This window comes from Paracidovorax avenae ATCC 19860, from assembly GCF_000176855.2.
GTDB lineage: Bacteria > Pseudomonadota > Gammaproteobacteria > Burkholderiales > Burkholderiaceae_C > Paracidovorax > Paracidovorax avenae.
Genome location: NC_015138.1, coordinates 815535 through 841912 on the forward strand (window position 1 = coordinate 815535; position 26378 = coordinate 841912).

At 70.1% G+C, this 26378-nt stretch carries 22 protein-coding genes and 1 riboswitch; of the genes, 20 read left to right on the plus strand and 2 right to left on the minus strand.

Going from position 1 to position 26378, the window contains the following annotated elements; genetic code table 11:
* Window positions 1–31: 31 nt before the first annotated feature.
* The 18 genes from mraZ to thiC all read left to right on the plus strand — a co-directional run bounded on the left by mraZ (window position 32) and on the right by thiC (window position 21535).
* Entirely contained in the window at window positions 32–460 is a 429-nt protein-coding gene (gene mraZ, locus ACAV_RS03620; RefSeq protein WP_013593218.1) for a division/cell wall cluster transcriptional repressor MraZ, read from the plus strand.
* 5 nt (window positions 461–465) lie between these two features.
* Entirely contained in the window at window positions 466–1401 is a 936-nt protein-coding gene (gene rsmH / locus ACAV_RS03625) for a 16S rRNA (cytosine(1402)-N(4))-methyltransferase RsmH (protein WP_013593219.1), read from the plus strand.
* Window positions 1398–1736 (plus strand): cell division protein FtsL, encoded by a 339-nt coding sequence (gene ftsL, locus ACAV_RS03630; RefSeq protein WP_013593220.1) that lies wholly within the window; start codon window positions 1398–1400, stop codon window positions 1734–1736. Before rsmH ends, ftsL begins: the two co-directional genes overlap by 4 nt.
* Window positions 1733–3478: a peptidoglycan D,D-transpeptidase FtsI family protein gene (locus ACAV_RS03635; protein WP_013593221.1), complete on the plus strand. Its 1746-nt coding sequence runs from the start codon at window positions 1733–1735 to the stop codon at window positions 3476–3478. The genes ftsL and ACAV_RS03635 overlap by 4 nt, the downstream gene beginning before the upstream one ends.
* Entirely contained in the window at window positions 3475–5034 is a 1560-nt protein-coding gene (locus tag ACAV_RS03640) for a UDP-N-acetylmuramoyl-L-alanyl-D-glutamate--2,6-diaminopimelate ligase (protein ID WP_013593222.1), read from the plus strand. Before ACAV_RS03635 ends, ACAV_RS03640 begins: the two co-directional genes overlap by 4 nt.
* Window positions 5031–6542, plus strand: a complete 1512-nt coding sequence (locus ACAV_RS03645) for a UDP-N-acetylmuramoyl-tripeptide--D-alanyl-D-alanine ligase (protein WP_013593223.1) — start codon at window positions 5031–5033, stop codon at window positions 6540–6542. Before ACAV_RS03640 ends, ACAV_RS03645 begins: the two co-directional genes overlap by 4 nt.
* Window positions 6533–7711, plus strand: a complete 1179-nt coding sequence (gene mraY / locus ACAV_RS03650; protein ID WP_013593224.1) for a phospho-N-acetylmuramoyl-pentapeptide-transferase — start codon at window positions 6533–6535, stop codon at window positions 7709–7711. Before ACAV_RS03645 ends, mraY begins: the two co-directional genes overlap by 10 nt.
* The gene (gene murD / locus ACAV_RS03655; protein WP_013593225.1) at window positions 7708–9726 is read left to right on the plus strand and encodes a UDP-N-acetylmuramoyl-L-alanine--D-glutamate ligase; all 2019 of its coding nucleotides are present in this window, start codon (window positions 7708–7710) and stop codon (window positions 9724–9726) included. The genes mraY and murD overlap by 4 nt, the downstream gene beginning before the upstream one ends.
* On the plus strand, window positions 9723–11006 hold the full coding sequence (gene ftsW / locus ACAV_RS03660; protein ID WP_013593226.1) for a putative lipid II flippase FtsW: 1284 nt from the start codon (window positions 9723–9725) through the stop codon (window positions 11004–11006). Before murD ends, ftsW begins: the two co-directional genes overlap by 4 nt.
* 79 nt (window positions 11007–11085) lie before the next feature.
* Window positions 11086–12156, plus strand: coding sequence for an undecaprenyldiphospho-muramoylpentapeptide beta-N-acetylglucosaminyltransferase (murG, locus tag ACAV_RS03665; protein WP_013593227.1), 1071 nt, complete (start codon window positions 11086–11088; stop codon window positions 12154–12156).
* Entirely contained in the window at window positions 12153–13580 is a 1428-nt protein-coding gene (gene murC / locus ACAV_RS03670) for a UDP-N-acetylmuramate--L-alanine ligase (RefSeq protein ID WP_013593228.1), read from the plus strand. Before murG ends, murC begins: the two co-directional genes overlap by 4 nt.
* Window positions 13577–14584: a D-alanine--D-alanine ligase gene (locus ACAV_RS03675; RefSeq protein ID WP_013593229.1), complete on the plus strand. Its 1008-nt coding sequence runs from the start codon at window positions 13577–13579 to the stop codon at window positions 14582–14584. The genes murC and ACAV_RS03675 overlap by 4 nt, the downstream gene beginning before the upstream one ends.
* Window positions 14581–15408, plus strand: coding sequence for a cell division protein FtsQ/DivIB (locus ACAV_RS03680; RefSeq protein ID WP_013593230.1), 828 nt, complete (start codon window positions 14581–14583; stop codon window positions 15406–15408). The genes ACAV_RS03675 and ACAV_RS03680 overlap by 4 nt, the downstream gene beginning before the upstream one ends.
* Window positions 15409–15431: 23 nt before the next feature.
* Complete coding sequence (ftsA, locus tag ACAV_RS03685) at window positions 15432–16661, plus strand: cell division protein FtsA (RefSeq protein WP_011793983.1); 1230 nt, start codon at window positions 15432–15434, stop codon at window positions 16659–16661.
* A gap of 191 nt (window positions 16662–16852) precedes the next feature.
* Window positions 16853–18085, plus strand: coding sequence for a cell division protein FtsZ (gene ftsZ / locus ACAV_RS03690; protein WP_013593231.1), 1233 nt, complete (start codon window positions 16853–16855; stop codon window positions 18083–18085).
* Window positions 18086–18234: 149 nt separating this feature from the next.
* A complete protein-coding gene (gene lpxC, locus ACAV_RS03695) occupies window positions 18235–19158 on the plus strand; it encodes a UDP-3-O-acyl-N-acetylglucosamine deacetylase (protein ID WP_013593232.1) in 924 nt (307 codons plus the stop codon).
* 12 nt (window positions 19159–19170) lie between these two features.
* A complete protein-coding gene (locus tag ACAV_RS24890) occupies window positions 19171–19347 on the plus strand; it encodes a hypothetical protein (RefSeq protein ID WP_013593233.1) in 177 nt (58 codons plus the stop codon).
* A gap of 56 nt (window positions 19348–19403) precedes the next feature.
* Window positions 19404–19530, plus strand: a riboswitch (TPP riboswitch).
* Between the two features lie 163 nt (window positions 19531–19693).
* Window positions 19694–21535 (plus strand): phosphomethylpyrimidine synthase ThiC, encoded by a 1842-nt coding sequence (gene thiC / locus ACAV_RS03700; RefSeq protein WP_013593234.1) that lies wholly within the window; start codon window positions 19694–19696, stop codon window positions 21533–21535.
* Between the two features lie 29 nt (window positions 21536–21564).
* On the opposite strand, the gene ACAV_RS03705 is transcribed toward thiC, so the two are convergent.
* Window positions 21565–23160, minus strand: coding sequence for a methyl-accepting chemotaxis protein (locus tag ACAV_RS03705; RefSeq protein ID WP_157768824.1), 1596 nt, complete (start codon window positions 23158–23160; stop codon window positions 21565–21567).
* Between the two features lie 352 nt (window positions 23161–23512).
* On the opposite strand from ACAV_RS03705, the gene ACAV_RS03710 reads away from it, so the two are divergent.
* Together ACAV_RS03710 and ACAV_RS03715 are read left to right on the plus strand one after the other, a co-directional pair.
* Complete coding sequence (locus ACAV_RS03710; protein WP_013593236.1) at window positions 23513–25213, plus strand: methyl-accepting chemotaxis protein; 1701 nt, start codon at window positions 23513–23515, stop codon at window positions 25211–25213.
* Between the two features lie 94 nt (window positions 25214–25307).
* Window positions 25308–25814 (plus strand): RcnB family protein, encoded by a 507-nt coding sequence (locus ACAV_RS03715; protein ID WP_013593237.1) that lies wholly within the window; start codon window positions 25308–25310, stop codon window positions 25812–25814.
* Window positions 25815–25824: 10 nt separating this feature from the next.
* On the opposite strand, the gene ruvC is transcribed toward ACAV_RS03715, so the two are convergent.
* Window positions 25825–26373 carry a crossover junction endodeoxyribonuclease RuvC gene (gene ruvC / locus ACAV_RS03720; protein ID WP_013593238.1) on the minus strand — a complete coding sequence of 183 codons (549 nt, stop codon included), beginning with the start codon at window positions 26371–26373 and terminating at the stop codon, window positions 25825–25827.
* Between the last annotated feature and the right edge of the window lie 5 nt (window positions 26374–26378).

Sequence of the window (26378 nt, forward strand, 5' to 3'; positions counted from 1 at the left end):
AGTGGCGGCGACAACCTGTCGGGGTCTAACGGTGTTTCAAGGGGCGTCATCGCTGAGTCTGGATGCGAAGGGTAGGCTTTCCGTGCCCACCCGGCATCGTGACGTCCTGAGCGCGACGGCCGGCGGGCAGCTCACCATCACCAAGCACCCGCACGGCTGCCTCATGGTCTTCCCCCGTCCCGAATGGGAAAAATTCCGCGAGCGCATCGCCGAGCTGCCGATGTCCGCCCAGTGGTGGAAGCGCATCTTCCTGGGCAATGCCCAGGACGTGGAAATGGACGGTACGGGCCGCGTGCTCGTGGCGCCCGAACTGCGGCAGGCCGCGGGCATCACCAAGGACACCATGCTGCTGGGCATGGGCCACCACTTCGAGCTCTGGGACAAGGCCACCTACGAGGCCCAGGAAGCCCAGGCCATGCAGGGCGAGATGCCCGAGGCCTTCAAGGACTTTTCTTTCTGAAGGCCATGGCGGACACCACGACACTGCTGCACACCACTGTCCTGCTGGACGAGGCGGTCGATGCCCTGCTGGGGGGCGCCGGCCCCTCGCCCGCCGGCGTCTGGATCGACGCGACCTTCGGCCGGGGAGGGCACTCGCGCAGGATATTGGAGAGGCTGGGGCCGCAGGGCCGCCTCGTGGCTTTCGACAAAGACCCCGAGGCGATCCAGGAAGCAGCGCGCATCACCGATGCGCGCTTTTCCATTCGGCACGAGGGTTTCCGCCACCTGGCCGAGCTGCCCGAGCGCAGCGCGGCCGGCATCCTCATGGATCTCGGCGTGAGTTCGCCGCAGATCGACAGCCCTGGGCGCGGCTTCAGTTTCCGGTTCGACGGCCCCCTGGACATGCGCATGGACACCACGCGCGGCGAGAGCGTGGCCGACTGGCTGGCGACGGCCGACGTGGGGCAGATTGCGGAGGTGATTCGTGAATACGGTGAAGAACGGTTTGCTGGCCCCATTGCAAAGGCGATTGCTGCTCGGCGCGCGGAGCGCGGCCCGCTGCGCACCACTTCCGAGCTGGCCCAACTCGTGGCTGGCGCGGTCAAGACCCGCGAAGCCGGCCAGAACCCCGCGACCCGGACCTTTCAGGCTCTTCGGATTTTCATCAACGCAGAACTTGAGGAGCTGCAGGCCGCGCTAGAGGCCAGCCTGCGCGTGCTCGCGCCGGGCGGCCGGCTCGCGGTCATCAGCTTCCACTCGCTCGAGGACCGCATCGTCAAGCAGTTCATCGCGCAGCACTCCAAGGAGGTGTACGACCGCCGCGCGCCGTTCGCCGCCCCGCAGCCGATGCGGCTGAAGGCGCTGGACCGCATCAAGCCGGGCGCCTCCGAGGTGGAGGCCAACCCGCGTGCGCGCAGCGCCGTGATGCGCGTGGCCGAGCGCACGGAGTTGCCGGCATGACGCGCCTGAGCCTCGTGCTGCTGCTGGGCGTGCTGGCCAGCGCGCTCTACCTCGTGCGCACGCAGTACGAGTCGCGCCTGCTGTTCACCGAACTGGACCGCGCCATCGGCGAATCCCGCCGCCTGGAGACGGAGCACCAGCGGCTGCAGGTCGAAAAGCGCGCCCAGGCCACCCCGCTACGGGTGGAGAAGCTCGCGCGCGACCGCCTGCAGATGCGCACCGCCACGCCTGCCATCACCCAGTACGTGACGGACGACGGCACGCCCGTGCCGACCCCCACCGCGCCGGCAGCGGGTGCCTCCGTTGCCACGGCACCTGCGGGAGTACGCCGATGAGCCGCAGCGTCCTCTACACCTCCAGCCCGCTGCTCGCGAGCAAGACGCCCGTCTGGCGCAGCAAATTCATCGTCGCCATGGTGGCGCTGGGCTTCCTGGGGCTGGCCGGGCGCGCGGCATACGTGCAGGTGTTCGGCAACGACTTCTTCCAGCGCCAGGGCGAAGTGCGCTTCGCGCGCACGCTGGAGCTGCCCGCCAACCGCGGCCGCATCCTGGACCGCAACGGGCTCATCCTCGCCTCCAGCGTGCCCGCCGCCAGCATCTGGGCCATTCCGGAAGACGTGGAACAGGACAAGCCCGAGGTGCAGGCCAAGCTGCGGCAGCTGGCCAGGCTGCTGGAGATGCCGCTGTCCGCCCTGCAGGCGAAGCTGGCCGACGAGGACAAGACCTTCGTCTGGATCAAGCGGCAGCTCGACTGGGAGGTGGGCCAGCAGATCGCCGCCCTGGACATCAAGGGCATCTACCAGCGCAAGGAATACAAGCGCCAGTACCCCGAGGGCGAGTCGGCCGCGCACGTGGTCGGCTTCACCAACGTGGAAGACCATGGCCAGGAGGGCATGGAACTGGCGTTCGACAAGGAACTGGCCGGCAAGCCCGGCTCGCGGCGCGTCATCAAGGACCGCCTGGGCCGCGTCGTGGAGGGCGTGGGGGCCGAGGTGCCCCCCGTGGATGGCAAGGACATGCAGCTGTCGATCGACAGCAAGGTGCAGTTCTTCGCCTACCAGAAGCTGCGCGACCAGGTGGCGCTGCACAAGGCCAAGGCGGGCAGCGTGGTCGTGATCGATGCGCACACCGGCGAGCTGCTGGCGCTGGCCAACTACCCGAGCTACGTGCCCGACAAGCGGCAGAACCTGACCGGCGAGCAGTTGCGCAACCGCGCCATCACCGACGTGTTCGAACCCGGCTCGACCATGAAGCCGTTCACCATCGGCCTGGCGCTCGAGACCGGCCGCGTGCGGCCCGACACCATCATCGACACCAATCCCGGGCGCGTCACGATCACGGGCTCCACCATCTCCGACACCCACAACTACGGGGTGCTCACGGTGGAAGGCGTGATCCAGAAGTCCAGCAACGTGGGCACGACCAAGATCGCCATGCAGATGCCGGCCAAGGAGATGTGGGAAACCTTCTCCGCCGCGGGATTCGGCCAGAAGCCGCAGATCCATTTCCCCGGCGTGGTGAGCGGCCGGCTGCGCCCCTACAAGACCTGGCGCCCGGTGGAGCAGGCCACCATGGCGTACGGCTACGGCCTCTCGGCCAGCCTGCTGCAGATGGCACGTTCCTATACGGTGTTCGCCAACGGCGGCAAGATCATTCCCGCCACCATGCTCAAGACGAGCGAGCCCGCCGTGGGCGTGCCGGTGTTCTCCGAGCGTACTGCCTCCCAGATCCGCAAGATGCTGCAGATGGCCGCCGGTCCCGGAGGCACGGGCCAGCAGGCGCAGACCGTGGGTTACTCCGTCGGTGGCAAGTCGGGCACGGCGCGCAAGCAGGTCGGCAAGAGCTATGCCTCGGGCAAGTACCGGGCCTGGTTCACCGGCATGGCCCCCATCGACAAGCCGCGCATCATCGTCGCCGTGATGATCGACGAGCCCAGTGCCGGCTCGTTCTACGGCGGCGCCGTGGCTGCGCCGGTGTTCAGCGAAGTCGTGCAGCAGACGCTGCGCATGATGGGCGTGGCGCCGGACATGGCCGTCAAGCCCCGGATCGTCTCCAACGGCGTGGAGGAGTCGCTATGACCGAGCCCCAGACCCCATCCGGGCACCCCACTCCCCCATTGCTCGGCTCCGTGCCGGAGGCGCTCGAATGGCTGCGCGCCCATGCCCCGCACGGCGCGCTGCGCACGGACAGCCGCCAGGTCGAACCCGGCGACATCTTCATCGCCTGGCCTGGCGCCGCCACCGACGGCCGCATGCACGTGGGCGAGGCGCTCGCGCGCGGCGCGGCCGCCTGCCTGGTGGAGCGCGAAGGCGTGGAGGCCTTCCGCTTCGGCGCCGAAGGCGTGGCGGCACTGCGCGACCTCAAGGCCGCCACGGGCCTGCTGGCCGCCGACTGGTTCGGCATGCCCACGCAGCGCCTGGACGTGGTGGCGGTGACCGGCACCAATGGCAAGACCAGCACCACCTGGTGGCTCGCCGATGCGCTGAACCAGCTGGCAGGCAGCGGGCTGGCCGCCCACGGCGGCTGCGGCCTGATCGGCACCCTGGGCGTGGGCGTGCCGCCTGAACTGGAATGCACGGGCCTGACCACGCCCGATCCCGTGCGGCTGCAGCAGGCCTTTGCCGGCTTCGTGGCCAACGGGCTGGGCGCCTGCGCCATCGAGGCCTCGTCCATCGGGCTCGCGGAGCATCGCCTCGCTGGCATGCGCCTGCGCGTGGCCGTCTTCACCAATTTCACGCAGGACCACCTGGACTACCACGCGGGCATGGCGGCCTACTGGCAGGCCAAGAGCGCGCTCTTCGACTGGCCCGGACTTCAGGCGGCGGTCGTGAACATCGACGATCCGCGCGGCGGAGAACTGGCGGACACGCTCGCACAGCGCCCCATCGACCTCTGGACCACCTCGATCACCGGCCCGGCCCGGCTGCAGGCCCGCGATATCACGTGGGGCGAGGGCGGCCTGCGCTTCACAGTGGCCGAAGGGGTGCAGGCCCACGTGCTGCAGACGCGCGTGATCGGCCACTACAACATCCACAACCTGCTCGCCGTGGTCGCCAGCCTGCGCGCGCTGGGTATCCCGCTGGAGCACGCCCTCTGGGCCTGCGCGCAGCTCGCGCCCGTGCCGGGCCGCATGGAACTCATCCACGAGCCGGACCAGCCCCTGGTGGCCGTGGACTACGCCCACACGCCCGATGCGCTCGAGCAGGCCCTGCAGGCGCTGCGCCCCGTGGCGGAGCAGCGCGGCGGGCGCCTGTGGTGCGTGTTCGGCTGCGGCGGCAACCGCGACCGCGCCAAGCGGCCGCTCATGGGCCGCATCGCGCAGCAGCGCGCCGACGCGGTGATCGTGACCAGCGACAACCCGCGCAACGAGGCGCCGGGCGCCATCCTGCACGAGATCCTGCTGGGCACGGTCGCCGGCACCACGGTGCAGGCCGAGCCCGAGCGCGATGCCGCCATCGCGCGCGCCATCGCCGAAGCCGATGGGCGCGACGTGGTGCTCATCGCCGGCAAGGGCCACGAGGACTACCAGGAGTCCGCGGGCGTGCGCCGGCCCTTCTCGGATGCCGCCCATGCGCGAGCCGCGCTGGCGCAGCGCGGGTCTGCGGCCGGCGCGGATGCGGGGGGCGCGGCATGAGCGGCACTCCGATGCTCACGCTGCAGCAGGCGCACGCGCTCGTGCAGGCCCGCATTCCGCAGGCGCGCCTCGTGGGCGGGCCGGATGCGCTGCAGCTGCCGCTGGGCCGCGTGCACACCGACACGCGCACGCTGCAGGCGGGCGACCTGTTCGTGGCGCTGCGGGGCGAGCGTTTCGACGCCAATGAATTCCTCGCGCAGGCGCGTGCGGGCGGTGCGGCAGCGGCCCTGGCCCACCCGGGCCGGCTGGAGGCCGCGGGCCTGCCCGGCATCGAGGTGCCCGACACCCTGGCTGCCCTGGGCGCGCTGGCGGCGGGCTGGCGCGCGCGCCTCGACCTGCCCCTGATCGGCGTCACGGGCAGCAACGGCAAGACCACCGTCACGCAGATGACCGCGGCGGTGCTGCGCGCCTGGAAGGGCGACGCTGCATTTGCAACGCAAGGCAACTTCAACAACGACATCGGCGTGCCGCTGATGCTGCTGCGCCTGCGCGCCGCGCACGAGGCCGCGGTGATCGAGCTCGGCATGAACCACCCGGGCGAGATCGCGGTGCTGGCCGGCATCGCGCAGCCTACGGTCGCACTGGTCAACAACGCCCAGCGCGAGCACCTCGAATTCATGCACACGGTGCGGGCGGTGGCAGAGGAGAACGGCTCGGTGATCTCCGCGCTGCCAGCCGGCGGCGTGGCGGTGTTTCCGGCGGACGATGCCTATGCACCGCTCTGGCGCGGCCTGGCCGGCGCGCGCCGCTGCCTCGCGTTCGGCATGGAGCCCGGCTCCGCCGCGGGCGTACGCTGCACCCGGGCGCACTGGGAAGCCGGCGCCTGGAACGTACACATCGACACGCCCCTGGGCGGATTCGATGGCACCGTGCGCATCGCAGGGCGCCACAACGTGGCCAACGCACTGGCCGCCACGGCCTGCGCGCTGGCCGCCGGGGCTCCGCTCGATGCCATCGCGCGCGGCCTCGCGGCCTTCGAGCCGGTGAAGGGCCGCTCGCGCGCCTTCACGGCCGCGGTGCCGCAGCCGGGCGGCGGCTCCCGCCGGATCACGGCCGTGGACGACACCTACAACGCCAACCCCGACTCCATGCACGCGGCCATCGACGTGCTGGGCGAACTGCCCGGCCCGCGGCTGCTGGTGATGGGCGACATGGGTGAGGTGGGCGACCAGGGCCCGCAGTTCCACGCGGAAGCGGGATCGCATGCGCGCGACCGCGGCATCGAGCGGCTGTTCGCGCTGGGAGCGCTCGGCATTCACGCCGTGCAGGCCTTCGGGCCGCAGGCACGGCATTTCGACGACATGGCATCGCTGCTCGCGGCGGTGCGGGAAGCCGCGCCCTCGGCGGGCAGCGTGCTGGTGAAGGGATCGCGGTTCATGAAGATGGAACAGGTGGTGCAGGCGCTGGAGGCGCCGGATGCGGAGTCGCAGATCCACCCCGGGGGCAGCGGCCATGGCGCTGCAGCAGGTGCACGCGCCGCCGCGCAAGGGGGGGCCGCATGCTCCTGATGCTGTCCCAGTGGCTGCAGGGCCTGTCGCCCGAATTCGGCTTCTTCCGCGTCTTCCAGTACCTCACCTTCCGTGCGGTGATGGCGGCCATGACGGCGCTGCTCATCGGGCTCCTGGCGGGCCCGAAGGTGATCCGCATGCTCACCGCGCTCAAGATCGGCCAGCCGATCCGCGGCTACGCGATGGAGTCGCACCTGTCCAAGAGCGGCACGCCCACCATGGGCGGCGTGCTCATCCTGGGCGCGATCGCCATCTCCACGCTGCTGTGGTTCGACCTGTCCAACCGCTTCGTCTGGGTGGTGCTGGCCGTCACCCTGGGCTTCGGCGCCATCGGCTGGGTGGACGACTGGCGCAAGGTCGTGCGCAAGGACCCGGAAGGCATGCGCTCGCGCGAGAAGTACTTCTGGCAGTCCGTCATCGGCATCGTGGCTGCGCTCTACCTGGTGTTCTGCATTTCCGAGAACTCGAACGCGCGCGTGTTCGAACTCTTCATCACCTGGATCCAGTCGGGCTTCTCTATGGACCTGCCGCCCCAGGCGGGCCTGCTCGTGCCGTTCTTCAAGGAAGTGAGCTATCCGCTGGGCGTGCTGGGCTTCGTGATCCTGACCTACCTCGTCATCGTGGGCTCCAGCAACGCGGTCAACCTGACCGACGGCCTGGACGGCCTGGCCATCATGCCGGTGGTCATGGTGGGCGCCTCCCTGGGGGTGTTCGCCTATGTCACGGGCAGTTCGGTGTATTCCAAGTACCTGCTCTTTCCGAACATCGCCGGTGCCGGCGAACTGCTGATCTTCTGCTCGGCCATGGCCGGCGCGGGGCTGGCCTTCCTGTGGTTCAACACCCATCCGGCGCAGGTCTTCATGGGCGACGTGGGCGCACTCGCGCTGGGCGGCGCCCTGGGCACCATCGCCGTGATCGTGCGCCAGGAAATCGTGCTGGCCATCATGGGCGGCATCTTCGTGGTCGAGGCCCTCTCGGTGATGCTGCAGGTCACCTGGTTCAAGTACACCAAGCGCCGCTACGGCGAGGGCCGGCGCCTGCTCAAGATGGCGCCGCTGCACCACCACTTCGAGAAGAGCGGCTGGAAGGAGACGCAGGTCGTCGTGCGCTTCTGGATCATCACCATGCTGCTGTGCCTGATCGGCCTCACCACGCTCAAGCTGCGATGAACCCGACCGATCGCGACCTCCATCCCGCCACCGGCGCCCCCCTGGGCGCCGAAGCCGCGCCATGGCCCCGTCCTGCTGCCGTGGCGGAGGAAGCGCCTGCGCCTGCCGACATTCCTGCGGCAGCGGGCGCGGCAGCCGAAAGCCCGGCCGGGGAAAGCGCGCCAACGCTCGCCACCGAAGCCATCGCCGCCGACAACGACGCTCTGGTTGCCGCGGAAGCGGGAAGCAGCCCGGAGCCGGTGGCAGAGACCGGTGAGAAGCCGGTGGCGCTGGCAGACGGATTCGACATGACCGCGCCGCGCGTTTCCGCGGCGCAGGCGGCCGCGGAGTTCGTGGCCCGCATCTTCGCGGATGTCCAGGCCGAGGCCTCCCCGGCCACCGATGCCGCAGATGCGGGCGAGGCACCCGTGGGCGATGCTGCCGGCGCGGAGTCTCCGGCGGATGGCGGCGAGCCCGCGGAACCCCTCGGCCGTCCCGCCGACACGCTGCGCCCGCTGGCGGGCCGTCGCATCCTCATCCTGGGGCTGGGCGCATCGGGCCTGGCGATGGCGCGCTGGTGCGTGCGCTGCGGCGCCGAGGACGTGACCGTGGCCGATACCCGCGAGGCACCGCCGCGGCTGGCCGTGCTGCAATCCGAACTGCCCGGTGTGCGCTTCGTCGCGGGCGCGTTCGACGCGTCGCTGGTGCAGGGCCGCGGGCTGCATGCCATCTACCGTTCACCGGGCCTCGCGCCCGATACGGTGGCTCCGGTGTTCACCGCGGCCGCCGCCGAGGAAGGCATCGCCACCGGGGGCGAGCTCAGCCTTTTCTCCATGGCGCTGGCTGCGCTCAGGGAATCCCACGGCTACGCGCCCGCTGTGCTGGCCATCACCGGCACCAACGGCAAGACCACGGTAACCTCGCTCACCGGCCTGCTCGTCGAATGCGCGGGACGCTCGGTGGCCGTGGCCGGCAACATCGGCCCGACCCTGCTCGACACCCTGGGCCGCCACCTCGATGCCGACACCCTGCCGCAAGCCTGGGTGCTGGAACTCTCCAGCTTCCAGCTCGACGGCGCGACCGGCTTCGAGCCCACCGCGGCGACCGTGCTCAACATCACCCAGGACCACCTCGACTGGCACGGCGACATGCAGGCCTATGCACGCGCCAAGGCCCGGATCTTCGGCCAGTCCGGCCTCATGGTGCTCAACCGCGAGGACGCCGCCGTGATGGACATGCTGCCGCCACCCGTGCGCGTGAAGCTGCAGAAGCCGCAGCTGCGCGCCCATGTGACCTTCGGTGCCGACATGCCCCAGCGGCCGGGGGATTTCGGCATCGAGACCGTCAACGGCATGGCCTGGCTGGTGCGCGCGCAGGAATCCGACGAGACGGCGAAGCGCACGCGCAGCCATGCCGAGGAAGACTTGCACATCCAGCGCCTGATGCCGGCCGACGCACTGCGCATCCGCGGCCGCCACAACGCCGTGAACGCGCTGGCCGCGCTGGCGCTCGCGCATGCGGCCGGCTGCCCGTTCGCCCCCATGCTCTACGCCCTGCGCGAGTACCGCGGCGAGCCGCACCGCGTGGAGCCCCTGGGCCGCGTGAACGAGGTGGAGTATTTCGACGACAGCAAGGGCACCAACGTGGGCGCCACGGTGGCCGCGCTGGGCGGCCTGGGTGCCGACCGCCGCGTCGTGGTGATCCTGGGCGGCGACGGCAAGGGCCAGGACTTCTCGCCGCTGGCCATGCCGGTGTCGCGCTACGTGCGCGCCGCCGTGCTCATCGGCCGCGACGCGCCGCAGATCCGTGCCGCCCTGCGGGATGCGGGCGTGCCGCTGGTCGACGCGCCCACGCTGCCGGAGGCCGTGCGCCTGGCCGCGCAGCGGGCCCATGCGGGCGATGCGGTGCTGATGTCGCCCGCCTGCGCGAGCTTCGACATGTTCCGCAACTACGAACACCGCGCCGAGGTGTTCCGCGAGGCCGTCCAGGCGCTCGCGGACGAGGCCGGACAGGCACTGGAAGGGGGGCTGGCATGACCGCGGGCGCTGCTGCGTCGTCTCCACAGGGCCTGCGCCAGCGGATGGCCGGCTGGTTCGGGCGCGGCGCCGCGCCCGCGGCCGACGTGCTGCCCGTGCGCGTGGGTGGCACGGAATACCGCCAGACCACGACCACTCCGGCGCGCGTGCTCGGTTTCGACCAGGCCCTGCTCTGGGTGGTGGTGGCGCTGCTGGCCTGGGGGCTGGTCATGGTCTATTCGGCATCCATCGCCATGCCGGACAACCCGCGCTTCGGCAAGATCGCACCCACCCATTTCCTCATGCGCCACATCTTCGCGCTGGGGATGGGTTTCGTGGCCGCGCTGCTCGCCTTCCAGGTGCCCATGTCCGTGTGGGAGCGCGTCGCGCCCTGGCTGTTCGTGCTCTCCATCGTCCTGCTGATGGCGGTGCTGGTGCCGCACGTGGGCACGGTGGTCAACGGCGCGCGGCGCTGGCTGTCCCTGGGCATCATGAACTTCCAGCCCTCGGAGCTCGCGAAGTTCGCGGTGCTGATCTATGCGGCCGACTACATGGTGCGCAAGATGGAGGTGAAGGAGCGCTTCTTCCGCGCCGTGCTGCCCATGGGCGTGGCGGTGGCGGTCGTGGGCGTGCTGCTGCTGGCCGAGCCCGACATGGGCGCCTTCATGGTGATCGCCATCATCGCCATGGGCATCCTGTTCCTGGGCGGCGTCAACGCCCGCATGTTCTTCCTGATTGCCGCCGTGCTGGTGTTCGCCTTCGCCGTCATGGTGATGGGCAGTCCATGGCGCCGGGAGCGGATCTTCGCCTACCTCGACCCGTTCAGCGAGGCGCATGCGCTCGGCAAGGGCTACCAGCTGTCGCACTCGCTCATCGCCATCGGCCGTGGCGAGATCTTCGGCGTCGGTCTGGGCGGCAGCGTGGAAAAGCTGCACTGGCTGCCCGAAGCCCACACCGACTTCCTGCTCGCCGTGATCGGCGAGGAATTCGGCCTCGTCGGCGTGCTGGTGGTGATCGCGCTGTTCTTCTGGATGACGCGCCGCATCATGCACATCGGCCGCCAGGCCATCGCCCTGGACCGCGTCTTCGCGGGCCTCGTCGCGCAGGGCGTGGCGATCTGGATGGGCTTCCAGGCCTTCATCAACATGGGCGTGAACCTCGGCGCCCTGCCCACCAAGGGCCTGACCCTGCCGCTCATGAGCTTCGGCGGGTCGGCCATCCTCATGAACCTCGTGGCGATCGCGGTGGTGCTGCGGGTGGACTATGAAAACAAGCACCTCATGCGCGGAGGCCGCGTATGAGGTGCTTGTTTCGCCAAAACAATGCACTCGCCACGCGCCAGCGTGGTGAGGCGCGCAGCGCCATGCGCGGAGGCCGCGTATGACGACCACCCCCAGGACCGCCCTCGTGATGGCCGGCGGCACCGGCGGCCACATCTTCCCCGGCCTGGCCGTGGCCGAAGAGCTGCGCGCACGCGGCTGGAACGTGCACTGGCTGGGCACGCCCGGCAGCATGGAGTCCCGCATCGTGCCGCCGCAGGGTTTCGCCTTCGAGCCGATCGATTTCTCGGGCGTGCGCGGCAAGGGACTGGCCACGCTGGCGCTGCTGCCGCTGCGGCTGCTGCGCGCGTTCTGGCAGGCGCTCGCGGTGGTGCGGCGCGTGCAGCCCGACGTGGTCGTGGGGCTGGGTGGCTACGTCACCTTCCCGGGCGGGATGATGGCCGTGCTCTGCGGCAAGCCGCTCGTGGTGCACGAACAGAATTCGGTGGCCGGCCTGGTGAACAAGGTGCTGGCCGGCGTGGCCGACCGGGTCTTCACCGCCTTTCCCGGTGCGCTGCGCAAGGGCGCCTGGGTCGGCAACCCGCTGCGCACCGCCTTCACGCGCCAGGCCGATCCGCAGGCGCGCTTCGCGGGCCGCAGCGGTCCGCTGCGCCTGCTGGTGGTCGGCGGCAGCCTGGGCGCCAAGGCGCTCAACGACATCGTGCCGCAGGCGCTGGCCCTCATTCCCGCAGAACGGCGCCCGGTGGTCACCCACCAGAGCGGAACGGCCCAGATCGATGCGCTGCGTGCGAACTACGCCGCCGCGGGCGTCGAGGCCTCGCTCACCCCCTTCATCGACGACACCGCCACCGCGTTCGCCGAGGCCGACCTCATCGTCTGCCGCGCGGGCGCGAGCACGGTGACCGAAATCGCCGCCGTGGGCGCGGCGGCCGTCTTCGTGCCTTTCCCGCACGCGGTGGACGACCACCAGACGGCCAACGCCCGCTTCCTCGCCGACGCCGGCGGTGGATGGCTCGTGCAGCAGCGCGACCTGTCCGCCGAAGCGCTGGCGCAATTGCTACAAAATACGGAGCGCGAAGCGCTGTTGGAGCGCGCGCTGAAAGCCAAGACGATGCAGAAGATCCACGCCACCCGCGAGGTGGCGAACGCGTGCGAGGAATTGACCGCATGAAGCACGCCATCCGCCACATCCATTTCGTGGGACTCGGGGGCGCCGGCATGTGCGGCATCGCCGAAGTGCTGTTCAACCTGGGCTACGAGATCTCGGGTTCCGACCTCGCCGACAGCGCCACGCTGCGCCGGCTGGCGGCGCTGGGCATCGCCACCCACGTGGGCCATGCGGCCGCGCACATCGAAGGCGCTGATGCCGTGGTCACCTCGACCGCCGTGCAGGCCGACAACCCCGAAGTGCTCGCCGCGCGCGAGCGCAAGATCCCGGTGGTGCCGCGTGCCCTGATGCTCGCCGAGCTGATGCGCCTCAAGCGCGGCATCGCGATCGCCGGCACGCACGGCAAGACCACCACCACCAGCCTCGTGACCAGCGTGCTTGCGGAAGCCGGGCTGGATCCCACCTTCGTGATCGGCGGACGCCTCAACAGCGCGGGCGCCAACGCCAAGCTGGGTCAGGGCGAATACATCGTGGTGGAGGCCGACGAATCTGACGCGTCCTTCCTCAATCTGCTGCCCGTGATGGCCGTGGTGACGAACATCGACGCCGACCACATGGAGACCTACGGCCACGACTTCGGCCGCCTGAAGTCGGCCTTCGTGGATTTCCTGCACCGCATGCCGTTCTACGGCACGGCCATCCTGTGCACCGACAACCCGGCGATCCGCGAGATCCTGCCCGATGTCACCTGCCCGGTCACGAGCTACGGCTTTTCCGAGGATGCGCAGGTGCGTGCCGTGGACGTGCGGGCCGACGCAGGCCGCATGCGCTTCCGCGTGCAGCGCCGCAACGGCGTCACGCTGCCCGACCTCGACGTGGTGCTGAACCTCGCGGGCGAGCACAACGTGCTCAACGCACTGTCGGCGATCGCCGTGGCCGTCGAGCTGAACATTCCCGACGAGGCGCTGCTGCGCGCGCTCGCGCAGTTCAAGGGCGTGGGCCGGCGCTTCCAGCGCTACGGCGAACTGCCCGCGCAGGGCGGCGGCACCTTCACCCTGATCGAGGATTACGGTCACCATCCCGTGGAAATGACGGCCACGCTGGCCGCGGCGCGCGGCGCGTTCCCGGGCCGCCGCCTCGTGCTGGCCTTCCAGCCGCACCGCTACAGCCGCACGCGCGACTGCTTCGAGGATTTCGTGAAGGTGATGGGCAGCGCCGACGCCGTGCTGCTCACCGAGGTCTATGCGGCCGGCGAGGCGCCCATCGTGGCGGCCGACGGCCGTTCGCTCGCCCGTGCGGTGCGCGTGGCGGGGCAGGTGGAGCCCGTCTTCGTGGACGACATCGGCGAGCTGCCGCGGCGCATCGCGGACAACGCACGCAGCGGCGACGTGGTGCTGTGCATGGGCGCCGGCTCGATCGGCGCCGTGCCCGCGAAGGTGGTGGAGATGCTGCGGGCCGAGGCGCCGGCGGTGCAGGAAGGACGGTGACGGCGGTGGACCTGAAAGATTCCGAAATCGACGTGCGCGCCCTGGGCAAGGTCGCGGTCCTGATGGGTGGCGACTCCGCCGAGCGGGAGGTCTCGCTCATGTCCGGCGGCGGCGTGCTGCAGGCGCTGCGCGCGCGTGGCGTGGATGCGCATGCCTTCGATCCGTCGCAGTCCGACCTGTCGGAGCTCAAGAGCCATGGCTATGCACGCTGCTTCATCGCGCTGCATGGCCGGCATGGCGAGGACGGCACCGTGCAGGGCGCGCTGGAACTGCTGGGCATTCCCTATACCGGCCCGGGCGTGATGGCGTCGTCCATCGCCATGGACAAGATCATGACCAAGCGCATCTGGCGCTTCGAGGGCCTGCCCACGCCGGACTGGCGGCTGGTATCGAGCGCCGCCGAGACCGCGCAGGCGCTCAAGGACCTGGGTTCGCCCATGATCGTCAAGCCCTCGCGCGAGGGCTCGACCATCGGGCTGACCAAGGTCACCTCGCCCGGCCAGTGCGAGCAGGCCTACCGCCTGGCCTCGCGCTACGACCCCGAGGTGCTGTGCGAGCAGTTCATCGACGGCGAGGAAACCACCTGTCCCGTGCTGGGGCAGGGCGCGGGCGCGCATGCGCTGCCCGTGATCCGCATCGTGGCGCCCGAGGGCAACTACGACTACCAGAACAAGTACTTCACCGACGTCACGCAGTACCACTGCCCCAGCGGCCTGCCCGAGCAGGAGGAGCGCGAGATCCGGCGCCTGGTGGTGGAAGCGTTCCGCACGCTGCAGTGCCGCGGCTGGGCCCGTGCCGACATCATGATCCGCGCGAGCGACCGCAAGCCCTTCCTGCTGGAGATCAACACCTCTCCCGGCATGACCGGCCATTCGCTGGTGCCCATGTCGGCGCGCGCCATGGGCGTGAGCTACGAGGAGCTGTGCCTGCGCATCCTGGCGGGGGCGTCGCTCGATGCGCGGCAGGGCCAGGCGGGCGCCGCAGGACATCCGGGAGCCGCATGACCACGAACACGCTGCCCGCACCGCTGGACGTGAAGCTCATGAACTGGACCGCGACGGTCCTGTTCGTGGGCTGCGCCGCGGCCGTGCTGGTGGCGGCCGGGTCATGGGCGCGCCACCACCCGATGTTCGCGATCGGGCGCATCGTGGTGCAGGGCGAGCTGGTCCACAACAACGCGGTGACGCTGCGCGCCAACGTCGGCCCGCACCTGGTGGGCAACTTCTTCACCATGGACCTGGCCGCCGTGCGCGAAGCCTTCGAGCAGGTGCCTTGGGTACGCCGCGCGCTGGTGCGGCGCGAGTTTCCCAACGGCCTGCGCGTGGAGCTGCAGGAACACGACGCCTTCGCCTACTGGGGGCCGGAAGAGGGCTCGACCCTGCTCAGCACCCGCGGCGAGGTCTTCGAGGCCAGCGCCGACGACCTGGAAGACGATGACCTGCCCCGCCTGCAGGGCCCGCAGGGCCAGTCGGAAGCGGTGATGCGCATGTACCAGCGGCTCGCCCCGGTGGTGGAACCCCTGGGCGCGCACCTCGCGTCGCTCGAGCTCTCCACGCGCGGCAGCTGGCGGGCATCGCTGTCGGGCGGTGCGGCGCTGGAGCTGGGCGGCGGCACGCCGGAAGACGTCGAGGCACGCACGAGGCGCTTCGTGCGCACCGTGGCGCGCGTGGCGGCGCAGTACGGGCGCCGGCCCGACGCGCTGGAATCCGCCGACCTGCGCCATCCCGACGGCTACGCCCTGCGGCTGCGCGGCGTGACCACCGTCGAGGGCGACGCACCGCGCGCCGTGCGGGCGGCCGTGCGCCGTACACCTCCAAGGAATCGCTGACCCTTAGTCAGGACACAAAAGATATGGCACGAGAATACAAAGACGTGGTGGTGGGGCTGGACATCGGGACGGCCAAGGTGATGGCCGTCGTGGCCGAGGTGCTCCCGGGCGGCGACCTGAAGCTGGCCGGCCTGGGCGTGGCCCCGAGCAACGGGCTCAAGCGCGGCGTGGTCGTCAACATCGATGCCACGGTGCAGAGCATCCAGCAGGCGCTGAAGGAGGCCGAGCTGATGGCCGACTGCAAGATCCAGCGCGTCTATACGGGCATCACCGGCAGCCACATCCGGGGCCTCAACTCCAGCGGCATGGTGGCCGTCAAGGACAAGGAAGTCACCCCTGCCGACGTGGCGCGCGTGGTCGAGACCGCCAAGGCCATCAATATCTCCAGCGACCAGCGCCTGCTGCTGGTGGAGCCGCAGGAGTTCGTGATCGACGGGCAGGACGTGCGCGAGCCCATCGGCATGAGCGGCATCCGCCTGGAGGCCAAGATCCACATCGTGACCGGCGCCCAGAGCGCGGCCGAGAACATCATCAAGTGCGTGCGCCGCTGCGGCCTGGAGGTGGAGCAGCTCATGCTGAACCCGCTCGCCTCCAGCCAGGCCGTGCTGACCGACGACGAGCGCGAGCTCGGTGTGGCCGTGGTGGACGTGGGCGCCGGTACGACCGACGTGGCCATCTTCACGGGCGGGGCCATCCGCCACACCGCCGTGATCCCGATCGCCGGCGACCTGATCACCAGCGACATCGCCATGGCGCTGCGCACACCCACCAAGGATGCCGAGGACATCAAGGTCGAGAGCGGCTACGCCAAGCAGCTGCTGGCCGACCCCGAGGCGCAGGTGGAAGTGCCGGGCCTGGGCGACCGCAGCCCGCGCATGCTGTCCAAGCAGGCGCTCGCCGGCGTGATCGAGCCGCGCGTGGAGGAGATCTTCTCGCTCGTGCAGCAGGTGATCCGCGAGTCGGGCTACGAGGAGGTGCTCTCCTCGGGCATCGTGCTCACGGGCGGCAGCGCCATCATGCCGGGCATGGTGGAACTGGGCGAGGACATCTTCCTCAAGCCCGTGCGCCGCGGCATTCCGAAGTATTCCAGCGCGTTGTCCGACATGGTGGCCCAGCCCCGTGCTGCTACCGTCATGGGTTTGCTCGAAGAGGCGAGGCAGGCTCGCCTGCGCGGCTTCAAGGTGGCCCAGAAGAGCGGCTCGGTGAAAACGGCCTTCGGACGGTTCAAGGACTTCATCATCGGGAACTTCTGACATGCGTACCCCTCTGCAACGGCTTGTCCGCGGAAGTTCCCCGGCCCGTGGCCGCCTCCGATGGCGGGGCACGGGTCCTCCCACGGCGTGCACCGGCACCCCCGCCGCACCGTTTTCCCATTCGTATGACCTACCGGCCGCAACGGCCAACCGCAAATCTCTCGTGAAAGACCAGGACTAGGAGCACCAGCATGACCATCGAAATGATCGAAGCCGAAGAATTCAACCAGGGCACGCAGATCAAGGTGATCGGTGTCGGCGGCGGCGGCGGCAATGCCGTCGAGCACATGATCTCGCGCCAGGTGCAGGGCGTGGAGTTCGTGTGCGCCAATACCGATGCGCAGGCGCTCACCCGCAGCAGCGCGCACCGCGTCATCCAGCTCGGCCACAGCGGCCTGGGCGCCGGCAGCAAGCCCGAGAAGGCCCGCGAGGCCGCCGAGGCCGCGCAGGAGGACATCCGCCAGGCCATCCAGGGCGCGCACATGCTCTTCATCACCGCCGGCATGGGCGGCGGCACCGGCACCGGCGCCGCACCCGTGATCGCGCGCGTGGCCAAGGAGATGGGCATCCTCACCGTGGGCGTGGTCACCAAGCCCTTCGACTGGGAAGGCGGCCGCCGCATGCAGAACGCCGACAACGGCCTGGCCGAACTCGAAGCCAACGTCGATTCGCTGATCGTCGTGCTCAACGAGAAGCTGCTGGAAGTGCTGGGCGACGACATCACCCAGGACGAAGCCTTCGCGCACGCCAACGACGTGCTGAAGAACGCCGTGGGCGGCATCGCCGAGATCATCAACGAGTATGGCCACGTCAACGTGGACTTCGAGGACGTGCGCACCGTGATGGGCGAGCCCGGCAAGGCCATGATGGGCACGGCCACCGCCAGCGGCCCCGACCGCGCGCGCATCGCCGCCGAGCAGGCCGTGGCCTGCCCGCTGCTGGAAGGCATCGACCTCTCCGGCGCCAAGGGCGTGCTGGTGCTGGTCACGGCCGCCAAGGGCAGCCTCAAGCTGTCCGAGTCGCGCCTGGCGATGAGCACGATCAACGCCTACGCCTCGCCCGATGCCCACGTCATCTACGGCGCGGCCTACGACGACAGCCTGGGCGACGACATCCGCGTCACCGTGGTGGCGACGGGCCTGTCGCGCGCCAACGCGCGCCGCCAGCCGATCTCCGTGGTGCAGGGCGGCCTGCGCACCGGCACCGACAACATCGCCTACCAGATGCCCATCGCGGGCGCTGCCGTGGGTTCGGCCGGTGGCCTGGTGGGTGGTTCGGCATCGCAGGCCGACTACGGCAACATGTCGGTGCCCAGCGTCTGGCGCACCAACCGCACGCAGGCCGCGGCCCGCGTCGATGCACTGTCCTCGGGCGGCATGGACGACCTGGAGATCCCGGCCTTCCTGCGCAAGCAGGCAGACTGACCCCCAGGGTCGCCTTCGTCCGGAGGCTCTGGCCGCCCCGCTTCCGCAAGGAGGCAGGGCGGCTTTTTGTTTCCGTTGTGACGTGTGGGCTATGAATGGCATAGCCATCTGTGCGGGCAGGGACGGGTGCCGCCACCTAAAATTGCGGGATGCTCCAGCAACGCACGATCAAGACCCTCACCCGCGCCGTCGGCGTGGGCCTGCACAGTGGCCAGCGGGTCGAGCTCACGTTGCGTCCCGCCGCGCCGGACACGGGCATCGTGTTCCGCCGCATCGACCTGCCCGAACCCGTGGACATCCCGATCCGGGCCGAATCCGTCGTGGATACGCGCATGGCGTCCACCATCGGCGTGGGCGGCGCCAAGGTGCACACGGTCGAGCACCTCATGTCGGCCTGCGCAGGCCTGGGGCTGGACAATCTCTATATCGACATCACGGCCGAGGAAGTGCCCATCCTCGACGGCTCGTCGGCCTCCTTCGTGTTCCTGCTGCAGAGCGCCGGCGTGGTGCTGCAGAACGCGCCCAAGAAATTCATCCGCGTCACGCGCCCCGTCGAGGTGCGCGAGGGCGAGGGCCAGCAGCTCAAGTGGGCGCGGCTCGAGCCCTACCACGGCTACAAGCTGCGCTTCGAGATCGACTTCGCCCACCCGGCCGTGGATTCCACCGGCCAGAGCGTGGAGTTCGACCTCGGCGCGGGCAACTACACGCGCGACATCGCGCGTGCGCGCACCTTCGGCTTCACGAAGGACGTGGAGATGATGCGCGCGAGCGGCCTGGCCCTGGGCGGCGGGCTCGACAACGCCATCGTCATGGACGACTACAAGGTGCTCAATGCCGACGGCCTGCGCTATGACGACGAGTTCGTGAAGCACAAGATCCTCGACGCCATCGGCGACCTCTACATCGTCGGCCGGCCGCTGCTGGCGGCCTACAGCGCGTTCCGCTCGGGCCACGCGATGAACAACCGGCTGCTGCGCGAACTGCTGGCCCACGAGGACGCCTGGGAGATCGCCACGTTCGAGAGCGAACGGCAGGCGCCCACCGGGTTCGCCGCGCCCGTGCAGGCCTGGTGAGCCCGCGCCGCCATGCTGCTGTTCCGCGGTCTCTTCTTCTTCCTGCTGCTGCTGGCGGTGGTGTCGTTCGTGTTCTACGTGGCCACCGGGCAGCCGCGCTACAAGCGCTTCGGCATCGTCATCGTCAAGTGGACGGTGCTCTCGGCCTTCGCCTTCTTCGCGGTGCTGGCGCTCGAGCGATTCCTCTGATGTCCGCTGGCGCACCCCGCCGCGGGATGACACGGCCGGGCATCGCTCCTATACTCGCGCCTGCTCCGGGGTGCACGTAGAGACTCGAAGGGTTTCTGGGCGTGCTGAGACGGCGGACCTGACCGCCGGAACCGCGAACTTGATCTGGTTAGTACCAGCGTAAGAAGAGCTGCAGCCGGGATTCCCGCACCTGCAGGCGGAAGCCTTCCGGGCATCCGCCTGGCCGCCACGCGCCGTCCCCTTTCCATGGGGAAGGTCCGCGCAGCGGCGCCTCCGCAAGGAGGCCGGTACGGTGCACCTGGCCCCATGCGGAGCACATTTCCACCTACCCGAGGAGATTGCCCGCATGAACGCCCCCGACAAGTTCGCCCAGCTGCTCTCGCTGACCCGTGAACCCTTTCCCGCCTCCACCAAGAACTATCTGACCGGCAGCCGCCCCGACCTGCGCGTGCCCGTGCGCGACATCGCGCTCACCAACGGCGAGCAGGTCAGCGTCTATGACACGTCCGGCCCCTACACCGACCCCACGGCGGACATCGATGTGCGGCGGGGCCTCGCCAGCGTGCGCGGCGCCTGGATCGAGGGCCGCGGCGACACCGAGCGCTACGAAGGCCGCAAGCCGCAGGCGCTGGATGACGGCAGCAAGTCCGACGACGCCGTCCGCCTCGCGGCCCTGCGCGCCGAGTCTGCCGCTCTGCAGCGCACGCCCCTGCGCGCCAGAAGCGGCGCCAACGTGACGCAGATGCACTACGCCAGGAAGGGCATCGTCACGCCCGAGATGGAGTACGTGGCCCTGCGCGAGAACGGCCGCCGCGAATGGATGGCGCTCTACCAGCAGGACGCGGCTCGCGAGCAGCGCCTGGCCGGCAACGCGATGGGCGCGAGCATCCCGAAGATCATCACGCCGGAGTTCGTGCGCGACGAGGTGGCGCGCGGCCGGGCCATCATCCCGGCCAACATCAACCACCCCGAGGTCGAGCCCATGGCCATCGGGCGCAACTTCAAGGTCAAGATCAACGCCAACATCGGCAACTCGGCCGTCACCTCCAGCATCGAGGAAGAGGTCGAAAAACTGGTCTGGGCGATCCGCTGGGGCGCGGACAACGTGATGGACCTCTCCACGGGCAAGAACATCCACACCACGCGCGACTGGATCGTGCGCAACAGCCCTGTGCCCATCGGCACCGTGCCCATCTACCAGGCGCTGGAGAAGGTGGGCGGCATCGCCGAGGACCTGACCTGGGAGATCTTCCGCGACACGCTGATCGAGCAGGCGGAGCAGGGCGTGGACTACTTCACCATCCATGCGGGCGTGCGCCTGGCCTTCATCCACCTCACGGCCCAGCGGCGCACCGGCATCGTCTCGCGCGGCGGATCCATCATGGCCAAGTGGTGCATGGCGCACCACCGCGAGAGCTTCCTCTACGAGCACTTCGAGGACATCTGCGACATCATGAAGCAGTACGATGTGTCCTTCAGCCTTGGCGACGGCCTGCGGCCCGGCTGCGCGTCCGACGCCAACGACGAGGCGCAGTTCGCCGAGCTGCGCACGCTGGGCGAGCTGACGCAGATCGCATGGAAGCACGACGTGCAGACCATGATCGAAGGCCCCGGCCACGTGCCCATGCACATGATCCAGGCCAACATGACCGAGCAGCTCAAGACCTGCCACGAGGCGCCGTTCTACACGCTCGGGCCGCTGACCATCGACATCGCCCCCGGCTACGACCACATCGCCAGCGCCATCGGCGCGGCCATGATCGGCTGGATGGGCACGGCCATGCTGTGCTACGTGACGCCCAAGGAGCATCTGGGCCTGCCCGACCGCGACGATGTGAAGCAGGGGATCATCGCGTACAAGATCGCGGCCCATGCGGCCGACGTGGCCAAAGGCCATCCGGGCGCCCGCGCGCGCGACGATGCGCTCAGCCAGGCGCGATTCGACTTCCGCTGGCAGGACCAGTTCAACCTGGGCCTGGATCCGGAAACCGCGCAGCAATACCACGACGAGACCCTGCCGAAGGACTCGGCCAAGGTGGCGCACTTCTGCTCGATGTGCGGCCCGAAGTTCTGCTCGATGAAGATCACGCAGGAAGTGCGCGAATTCGCGGCCCGGGGCATGCAGGAAAAGGCCCAGGAGTTCCGCGGCACGGGCGGGGAGCTGTACGTGCCGATCCAGCCGGTGTGACGCCGCCCGCCCGGGCCGGGCGGGACGGCTCAGCCCGCCGTGGCGAGCAGGCGCTGCGGGCGCGCAGGCGGCAGCGCGCTGCGTGCCGGCGCTGCGGCCAGGGCCGGCTCCTGCGCAGGCAGCACGAACTGGCCCACGAGCTGGGCCAGGTCGTGGGTCTGCAGGCGCAGGCTTTCGGTGGCGGCGGCCGATTCCTCCACCAGCGCGGCGTTCTGCTGTGTCATCTCGTCGAGCCGTGCCATGGCCGCGTGGATGGCGGCGATGTCCTCGTTCTGCGACTGTGCATGGCTGCGGATCTCGCCCATCGTGCGGGCCGTGTCCTCCACGGTCGAGACCACGCGGCGCATGGTCTGGCCGGCCTGCCGGGCCAGCCCGGCGCCGTCCTGCACCTGCTGCACCGAGGCCTGGATGAGGCCCTTGATTTCGCGCGCGGCTTCGGCCGAGCGGTTGGCCAGGCTGCGCACCTCGGCCGCCACCACCGCGAAGCCGCGGCCCTGCTCGCCGGCCCGCGCCGATTCCACCGCCGCGTTCAGCGCCAGGATATTGGTCTGGAAGGCGATGGAGTCGATCACGCCGGTGATGTCCGCGATGCGGCGCGAACTGGCTGCGATCTGTTCCATGGTCTGCTCCACCTGGCCCACCACGCCGCTGCCTTCGCGCGCCACCTGGGCCGCCCCGGTCGCCAGGGATTCGGTGCGTTGCGCCGAATCGGCGGCGCCGGCCACCCGGAGGGTGATGTGCTCCAGCGCCGCTGCGGTCTCCTGCAGCCGCGCGGCGGTTTCCTCCGTTCGGCTGGACAGCTCGGCATTGCCGCCGGCGATCTCCGACGAGGCCGAGTGGATCGCCTGCCCGAGGGACTGCATCCTGCGCACGAGCCCGCGCAGCGCCGCCTGCATCACGGCCAGCGATTCGAGCATGTGGCCGGCCTCGTCCCGCCCGTGGCCCCGGATCTCCTGGCGCAGGTCCAGCCCCGCCACCCGGTCCGCCGTGGCGCCGGCCTGGGCGATCGGCCGGGTGATGCTGCGCACCAGCCACAGCGCCAGCAGCGTGCCGGCCGCCAGCGACAGCACGCCGAACGCCAGCAGCGCCCAGCGGCCCGCGGCGCCCAGCCCGGACACCTCGGCCGCGCCGGCGTCGATGGCCTGGCGCTGCGATTGCGACAGGCCGTCCAGCGAGGCGAGCAGGCGCGTGGCCGCGGGCACGAAGCGGTCGCCGTAGACCTTGCGGATGCGCTCCGTGAGGCCGGAATCCCGGGCTGCGACCAGTTCGGCGCAGGCCTGGCTGAAATCCTTGCCCGCCGAGCGCAGGGCCACGATCCGCTCCGCGTCCTCGGTGCCCTGCAGGCGCTCCGCGAGCTGTGCCAGGAGGCTGTCGTACTGCTGCTGGGTGCGCGCGATATCGGCCCCCAGGATGTCGCCCACCTCGGGCTCGGAGCTGAGGGCCACGGCCTTGTAGCGCTCCGCATTGATGGCCTGCAGCCGGTGCGCGTCGGCCACCAGCCGTTCGGTGGCGACCCGGCGGTCCACCATGGCGCTCGCGGAGGCGCCGATGCGTTGCAGGGAGACAACGCCGATGGCCGAACCGATGCCGTTGAGCGCCAGCACGGCAAGAAAAGCGCCCAGCAGCCGCCGCCCGAGCGCGCCGCGGCGGGCAGGCCGGTCCGCCAGCACGTGGGGCGCGAGGGAAGACCGGGCGTGGTGGGGAGTGTGGGATGGAAGAGTCACGCAGGAGACCTGGCAGCGCAGGGGAAAGAAGACGGGCCATGCCCGGATCCGGATACTCTGCACCAAGCTTGTGACAATTTGTTTATGCTGGTTGCGTGCGGGTCACATGGCGTGTGACCGCGCCAGTCGTGCTTACCCTGCCGGAGCCATTGTCGTGCCGCCCTATAGTGGGCGCCCCGGCTGCCCACGAGGCGGCAATGCGGGTGGGCGCAGTTATTGCATGTGCCCTTTGTAACGTTTTGTAGAGGATGTCATGAATACTCTGGGACGCCTGTCGATCCGCACGCGCCTTTACTTCGGCACGATCTTTTCCCTGGTGCTGCTTGTCGTGATCGGAGGGCTGGGATACCTCGCCCTCGACCGCACGCGCGACACGCTGCAGGTGCTTTTTTCCCAGCGGGTGCAGACCCTGACCGACATGGCCGACCTGCGCACGACGCTGGGCACGCTGCGCCGGACCGAGAAGGACATCATCCTCAATTTCAACAACTCGGTCGAAGTGGCTTCGCAGAGGGAGGCCTGGAGCAAGACCCTGGCCGCGCTGCGCAAGAGCCTCTCGGCCGTGCGCCAGGTGCAGGCAGGCGATGCGGCCTTCGTCGGCTCCATCGACAAGGCACTGGCCGAGATCCAGCAGTACGAGGCCGGCATCTCCCCGATCTTCGAGCAGATCGAGCGGGCCCAGCTCGACGGGGCCGGCGGTGCCGCCTATGCCGACCGCCTGAAGAGCCACATGGAGGCCACCGACCAGATCCTCGCGAGCCTCGCGCAGAGCGCACGCGAGAACATGGAAGAAGCGCGGCAGGGCGTGGACGCGCGCACCGCCACCATGTCCGCGGTGATCGGCGGCGGGCTGGTGCTGGCGCTGGCGGTGCTGATCCCGCTCACCTTCTTCAGCGTGCGCTCCATCACCAGTTCCCTGGCGCAGGCCCGGCTCCTGGCCGAGCGCATTGCCGGCGGGGACCTGTCGCATGAAGTCCGGCCCGCCCAGATGGACGAGGTCGGCCAGCTCGTCGTGGCCATGGGCCGCATGCAGGAGGCATTGCGCGGCCTGGTGCGGCAGGTGCAGGAGGCGTCGGGCAACATCTCGACGGCCAGCACGGAGATCGCCTCGGGCAACCACGACCTGAGCCAGCGCACCGAGCAGACCGCCGCCAACCTGGAGGAAACGGCCTCGTCCATGGAAATGCTCGCCGGCACGGTGCAGCAGAGCACCCAGTCCGCACGCCAGGCCAGCGACTTCGCGTCCACCGCGGCCCAGGTGGCGGCCAGGGGCGGCAGCGTGGTCTCGCAGGTCGTGGACACCATGGGCCAGATCACCGACAGCTCGCGCAGGATCGCCGACATCACCGGCGTGATCGATTCCATCGCCTTCCAGACCAACATCCTGGCGCTGAACGCCGCCGTCGAGGCGGCCCGCGCGGGCGAACAGGGTCGCGGCTTCGCGGTGGTCGCGGCCGAGGTGCGCACGCTGGCCCAGCGCTCCGCCTCGGCGGCCAAGGAGATCAAGGAGCTCATCGGCTCCTCGGTGGAGCGCGTGGAGAGCGGCTCGCGGCTCGTGGGCCAGGCCGGGGCGACCATGACCGAGATCGTGGACAGCGTGCGCCGCGTCTCCGAAATGATCTCCGAGATCACCGCCTCGTCGGCCGAGCAGAGCGACAACATCGGCCAGATCAGCCAGTCCGTGAGCCAGCTCGACCAGATGACCCAGCAGAACGCCGCGCTGGTCGAACAGTCCACGGCCGCATCGGAGTCGCTGCGCGATCAGGCCGTACAGCTGATGGGTGCCGTGCGCCGCTTCCGCCTCGACGACGACGGCACGGTGGTGGAACCCGCCCTGCAGGCACCTCTGCCGCCCGGCAGCGCCCCCCTGGTGCCCCGGCCCCAGGCCGCCGCCCTGCCCGAACCCGTGCGCGGACCGGTGGCCGGCTTCGTGCGCCACGAGCCCGCCGCCTGACCGCGGCCCGACCGGACCGGGGTTGCAGTTTTCCCCGGCCGGGGCAGGCCGGGCATGGTGGTAGGCTGCGGCTTTTGCCCCGCAGCAACGAGCCATGATCCGTACAGACTCCTCTTGCGCCGATGCACCCGGCTCCGGCGCGCTGAACCACTTCCGCTCCGCCGGCCTGGCCCTGTTCCTCGGCCTGTCCTCCCTGGGCGCGCAGGCGCAGCCCTACGACGGCATCCCGGGCCGCGAATACGAGCACGGTCCCGGACACCGCCGGGGCGGCCCGGGCCACGGCCCCCACGGTCACCATGCCGGCCCGCGCCATGCACCGCCACCCCCGCCGCAATGGCACCATGCCGGTCCTCCGCGCCACCATCCCGGCCCTCCGCCGCATGCCCGTGCCCATGGCCGCCGTGGTGCAGGCCCGCACCACGACTGGTACCGCGGCAGCCGCGTGCCGCCGATGTACCGTTCGCACCACTACGTGGTGCAGGACTGGCGCATGCACCACCTGGCGCCCCCGCCGCGCGGCTACCACTGGGTGCAGAACGGCCCCGACTACCTGCTGATCTCGGTCGGCTCCGGCGTCGTCGCGCAGATCGTCTTCCGGTAGCCGGAGGGCATCAGAGCGTCCGTCCGCTCCGGTACATCGCGTGCTGGCGGCGGTTGAGCGTCGTGGCTTCCGCCAGCCGGCCCATCGCCGCCCCGGCATGGGCGTGGGTAATGGCCAGGCCGAGCGCGTCGGCGGCATCGCTGCCCGGCAGGCCGGGCAGCTGCAGCAGCCGGCGCACCATTTCCTGCACCTGGGATTTGGCCGCGCGGCCGTGGCCCACGACGGCCTTCTTCATCTGCAGCGCGGTGTACTCAGCCACGGGCAGCTGGCTGGCCACCAGGGCAGTCACGCAGGCGCCCCGCGCCTGGCCGAGCAGCAGGGTGGACTGGGGGTTCACGTTCACGAAGACGATCTCGACCGTGGCCGCGTCGGGCTGGTAGCGGGCGGCCACTTCGGTGATGCCGTCGAACAGGATCTTCAGGCGGCCCGGCAGGTCGCCCAGGGCGGCACCCGTGGTGCGGATCGTGCCGCTGGCCACGTAGCTCAGGTGGTGGCCGTCCACGTCCACCACGCCGAAGCCGGTGGTCTGCAGGCCGGGGTCGATGCCCAGGATTCTCATGGGGA

Excerpts from the sequence above, each read along its gene's own strand:
- ftsW (WP_013593226.1), top strand. The coding sequence starts at position 9,723 with ATGACCGCGGGCGCTGCTGCGTCGTCTCCACAGGGCCTGCGCCAGCGG.
- ACAV_RS03645 (WP_013593223.1), top strand. The coding sequence starts at position 5,031 with ATGAGCGGCACTCCGATGCTCACGCTGCAGCAGGCGCACGCGCTCGTG.
- ACAV_RS03680 (WP_013593230.1), top strand. The coding sequence starts at position 14,581 with ATGACCACGAACACGCTGCCCGCACCGCTGGACGTGAAGCTCATGAAC.
- ACAV_RS03710 (WP_013593236.1), top strand. The coding sequence starts at position 23,513 with ATGAATACTCTGGGACGCCTGTCGATCCGCACGCGCCTTTACTTCGGC.
- lpxC (WP_013593232.1), top strand. The coding sequence starts at position 18,235 with ATGCTCCAGCAACGCACGATCAAGACCCTCACCCGCGCCGTCGGCGTG.
- murC (WP_013593228.1), top strand. The coding sequence starts at position 12,153 with ATGAAGCACGCCATCCGCCACATCCATTTCGTGGGACTCGGGGGCGCC.
- ftsL (WP_013593220.1), top strand. The coding sequence starts at position 1,398 with ATGACGCGCCTGAGCCTCGTGCTGCTGCTGGGCGTGCTGGCCAGCGCG.
- ftsA (WP_011793983.1), top strand. The coding sequence starts at position 15,432 with ATGGCACGAGAATACAAAGACGTGGTGGTGGGGCTGGACATCGGGACG.
- ACAV_RS24890 (WP_013593233.1), top strand. The coding sequence starts at position 19,171 with ATGCTGCTGTTCCGCGGTCTCTTCTTCTTCCTGCTGCTGCTGGCGGTG.
- ACAV_RS03715 (WP_013593237.1), top strand. The coding sequence starts at position 25,308 with ATGATCCGTACAGACTCCTCTTGCGCCGATGCACCCGGCTCCGGCGCG.
- mraY (WP_013593224.1), top strand. The coding sequence starts at position 6,533 with ATGCTCCTGATGCTGTCCCAGTGGCTGCAGGGCCTGTCGCCCGAATTC.
- rsmH (WP_013593219.1), top strand. The coding sequence starts at position 466 with ATGGCGGACACCACGACACTGCTGCACACCACTGTCCTGCTGGACGAG.
- murD (WP_013593225.1), top strand. The coding sequence starts at position 7,708 with ATGAACCCGACCGATCGCGACCTCCATCCCGCCACCGGCGCCCCCCTG.
- ftsZ (WP_013593231.1), top strand. The coding sequence starts at position 16,853 with ATGACCATCGAAATGATCGAAGCCGAAGAATTCAACCAGGGCACGCAG.
- thiC (WP_013593234.1), top strand. The coding sequence starts at position 19,694 with ATGAACGCCCCCGACAAGTTCGCCCAGCTGCTCTCGCTGACCCGTGAA.
- murG (WP_013593227.1), top strand. The coding sequence starts at position 11,086 with ATGACGACCACCCCCAGGACCGCCCTCGTGATGGCCGGCGGCACCGGC.
- ruvC (WP_013593238.1), bottom strand. The coding sequence starts at position 26,373 with ATGAGAATCCTGGGCATCGACCCCGGCCTGCAGACCACCGGCTTCGGC.
- ACAV_RS03640 (WP_013593222.1), top strand. The coding sequence starts at position 3,475 with ATGACCGAGCCCCAGACCCCATCCGGGCACCCCACTCCCCCATTGCTC.
- ACAV_RS03635 (WP_013593221.1), top strand. The coding sequence starts at position 1,733 with ATGAGCCGCAGCGTCCTCTACACCTCCAGCCCGCTGCTCGCGAGCAAG.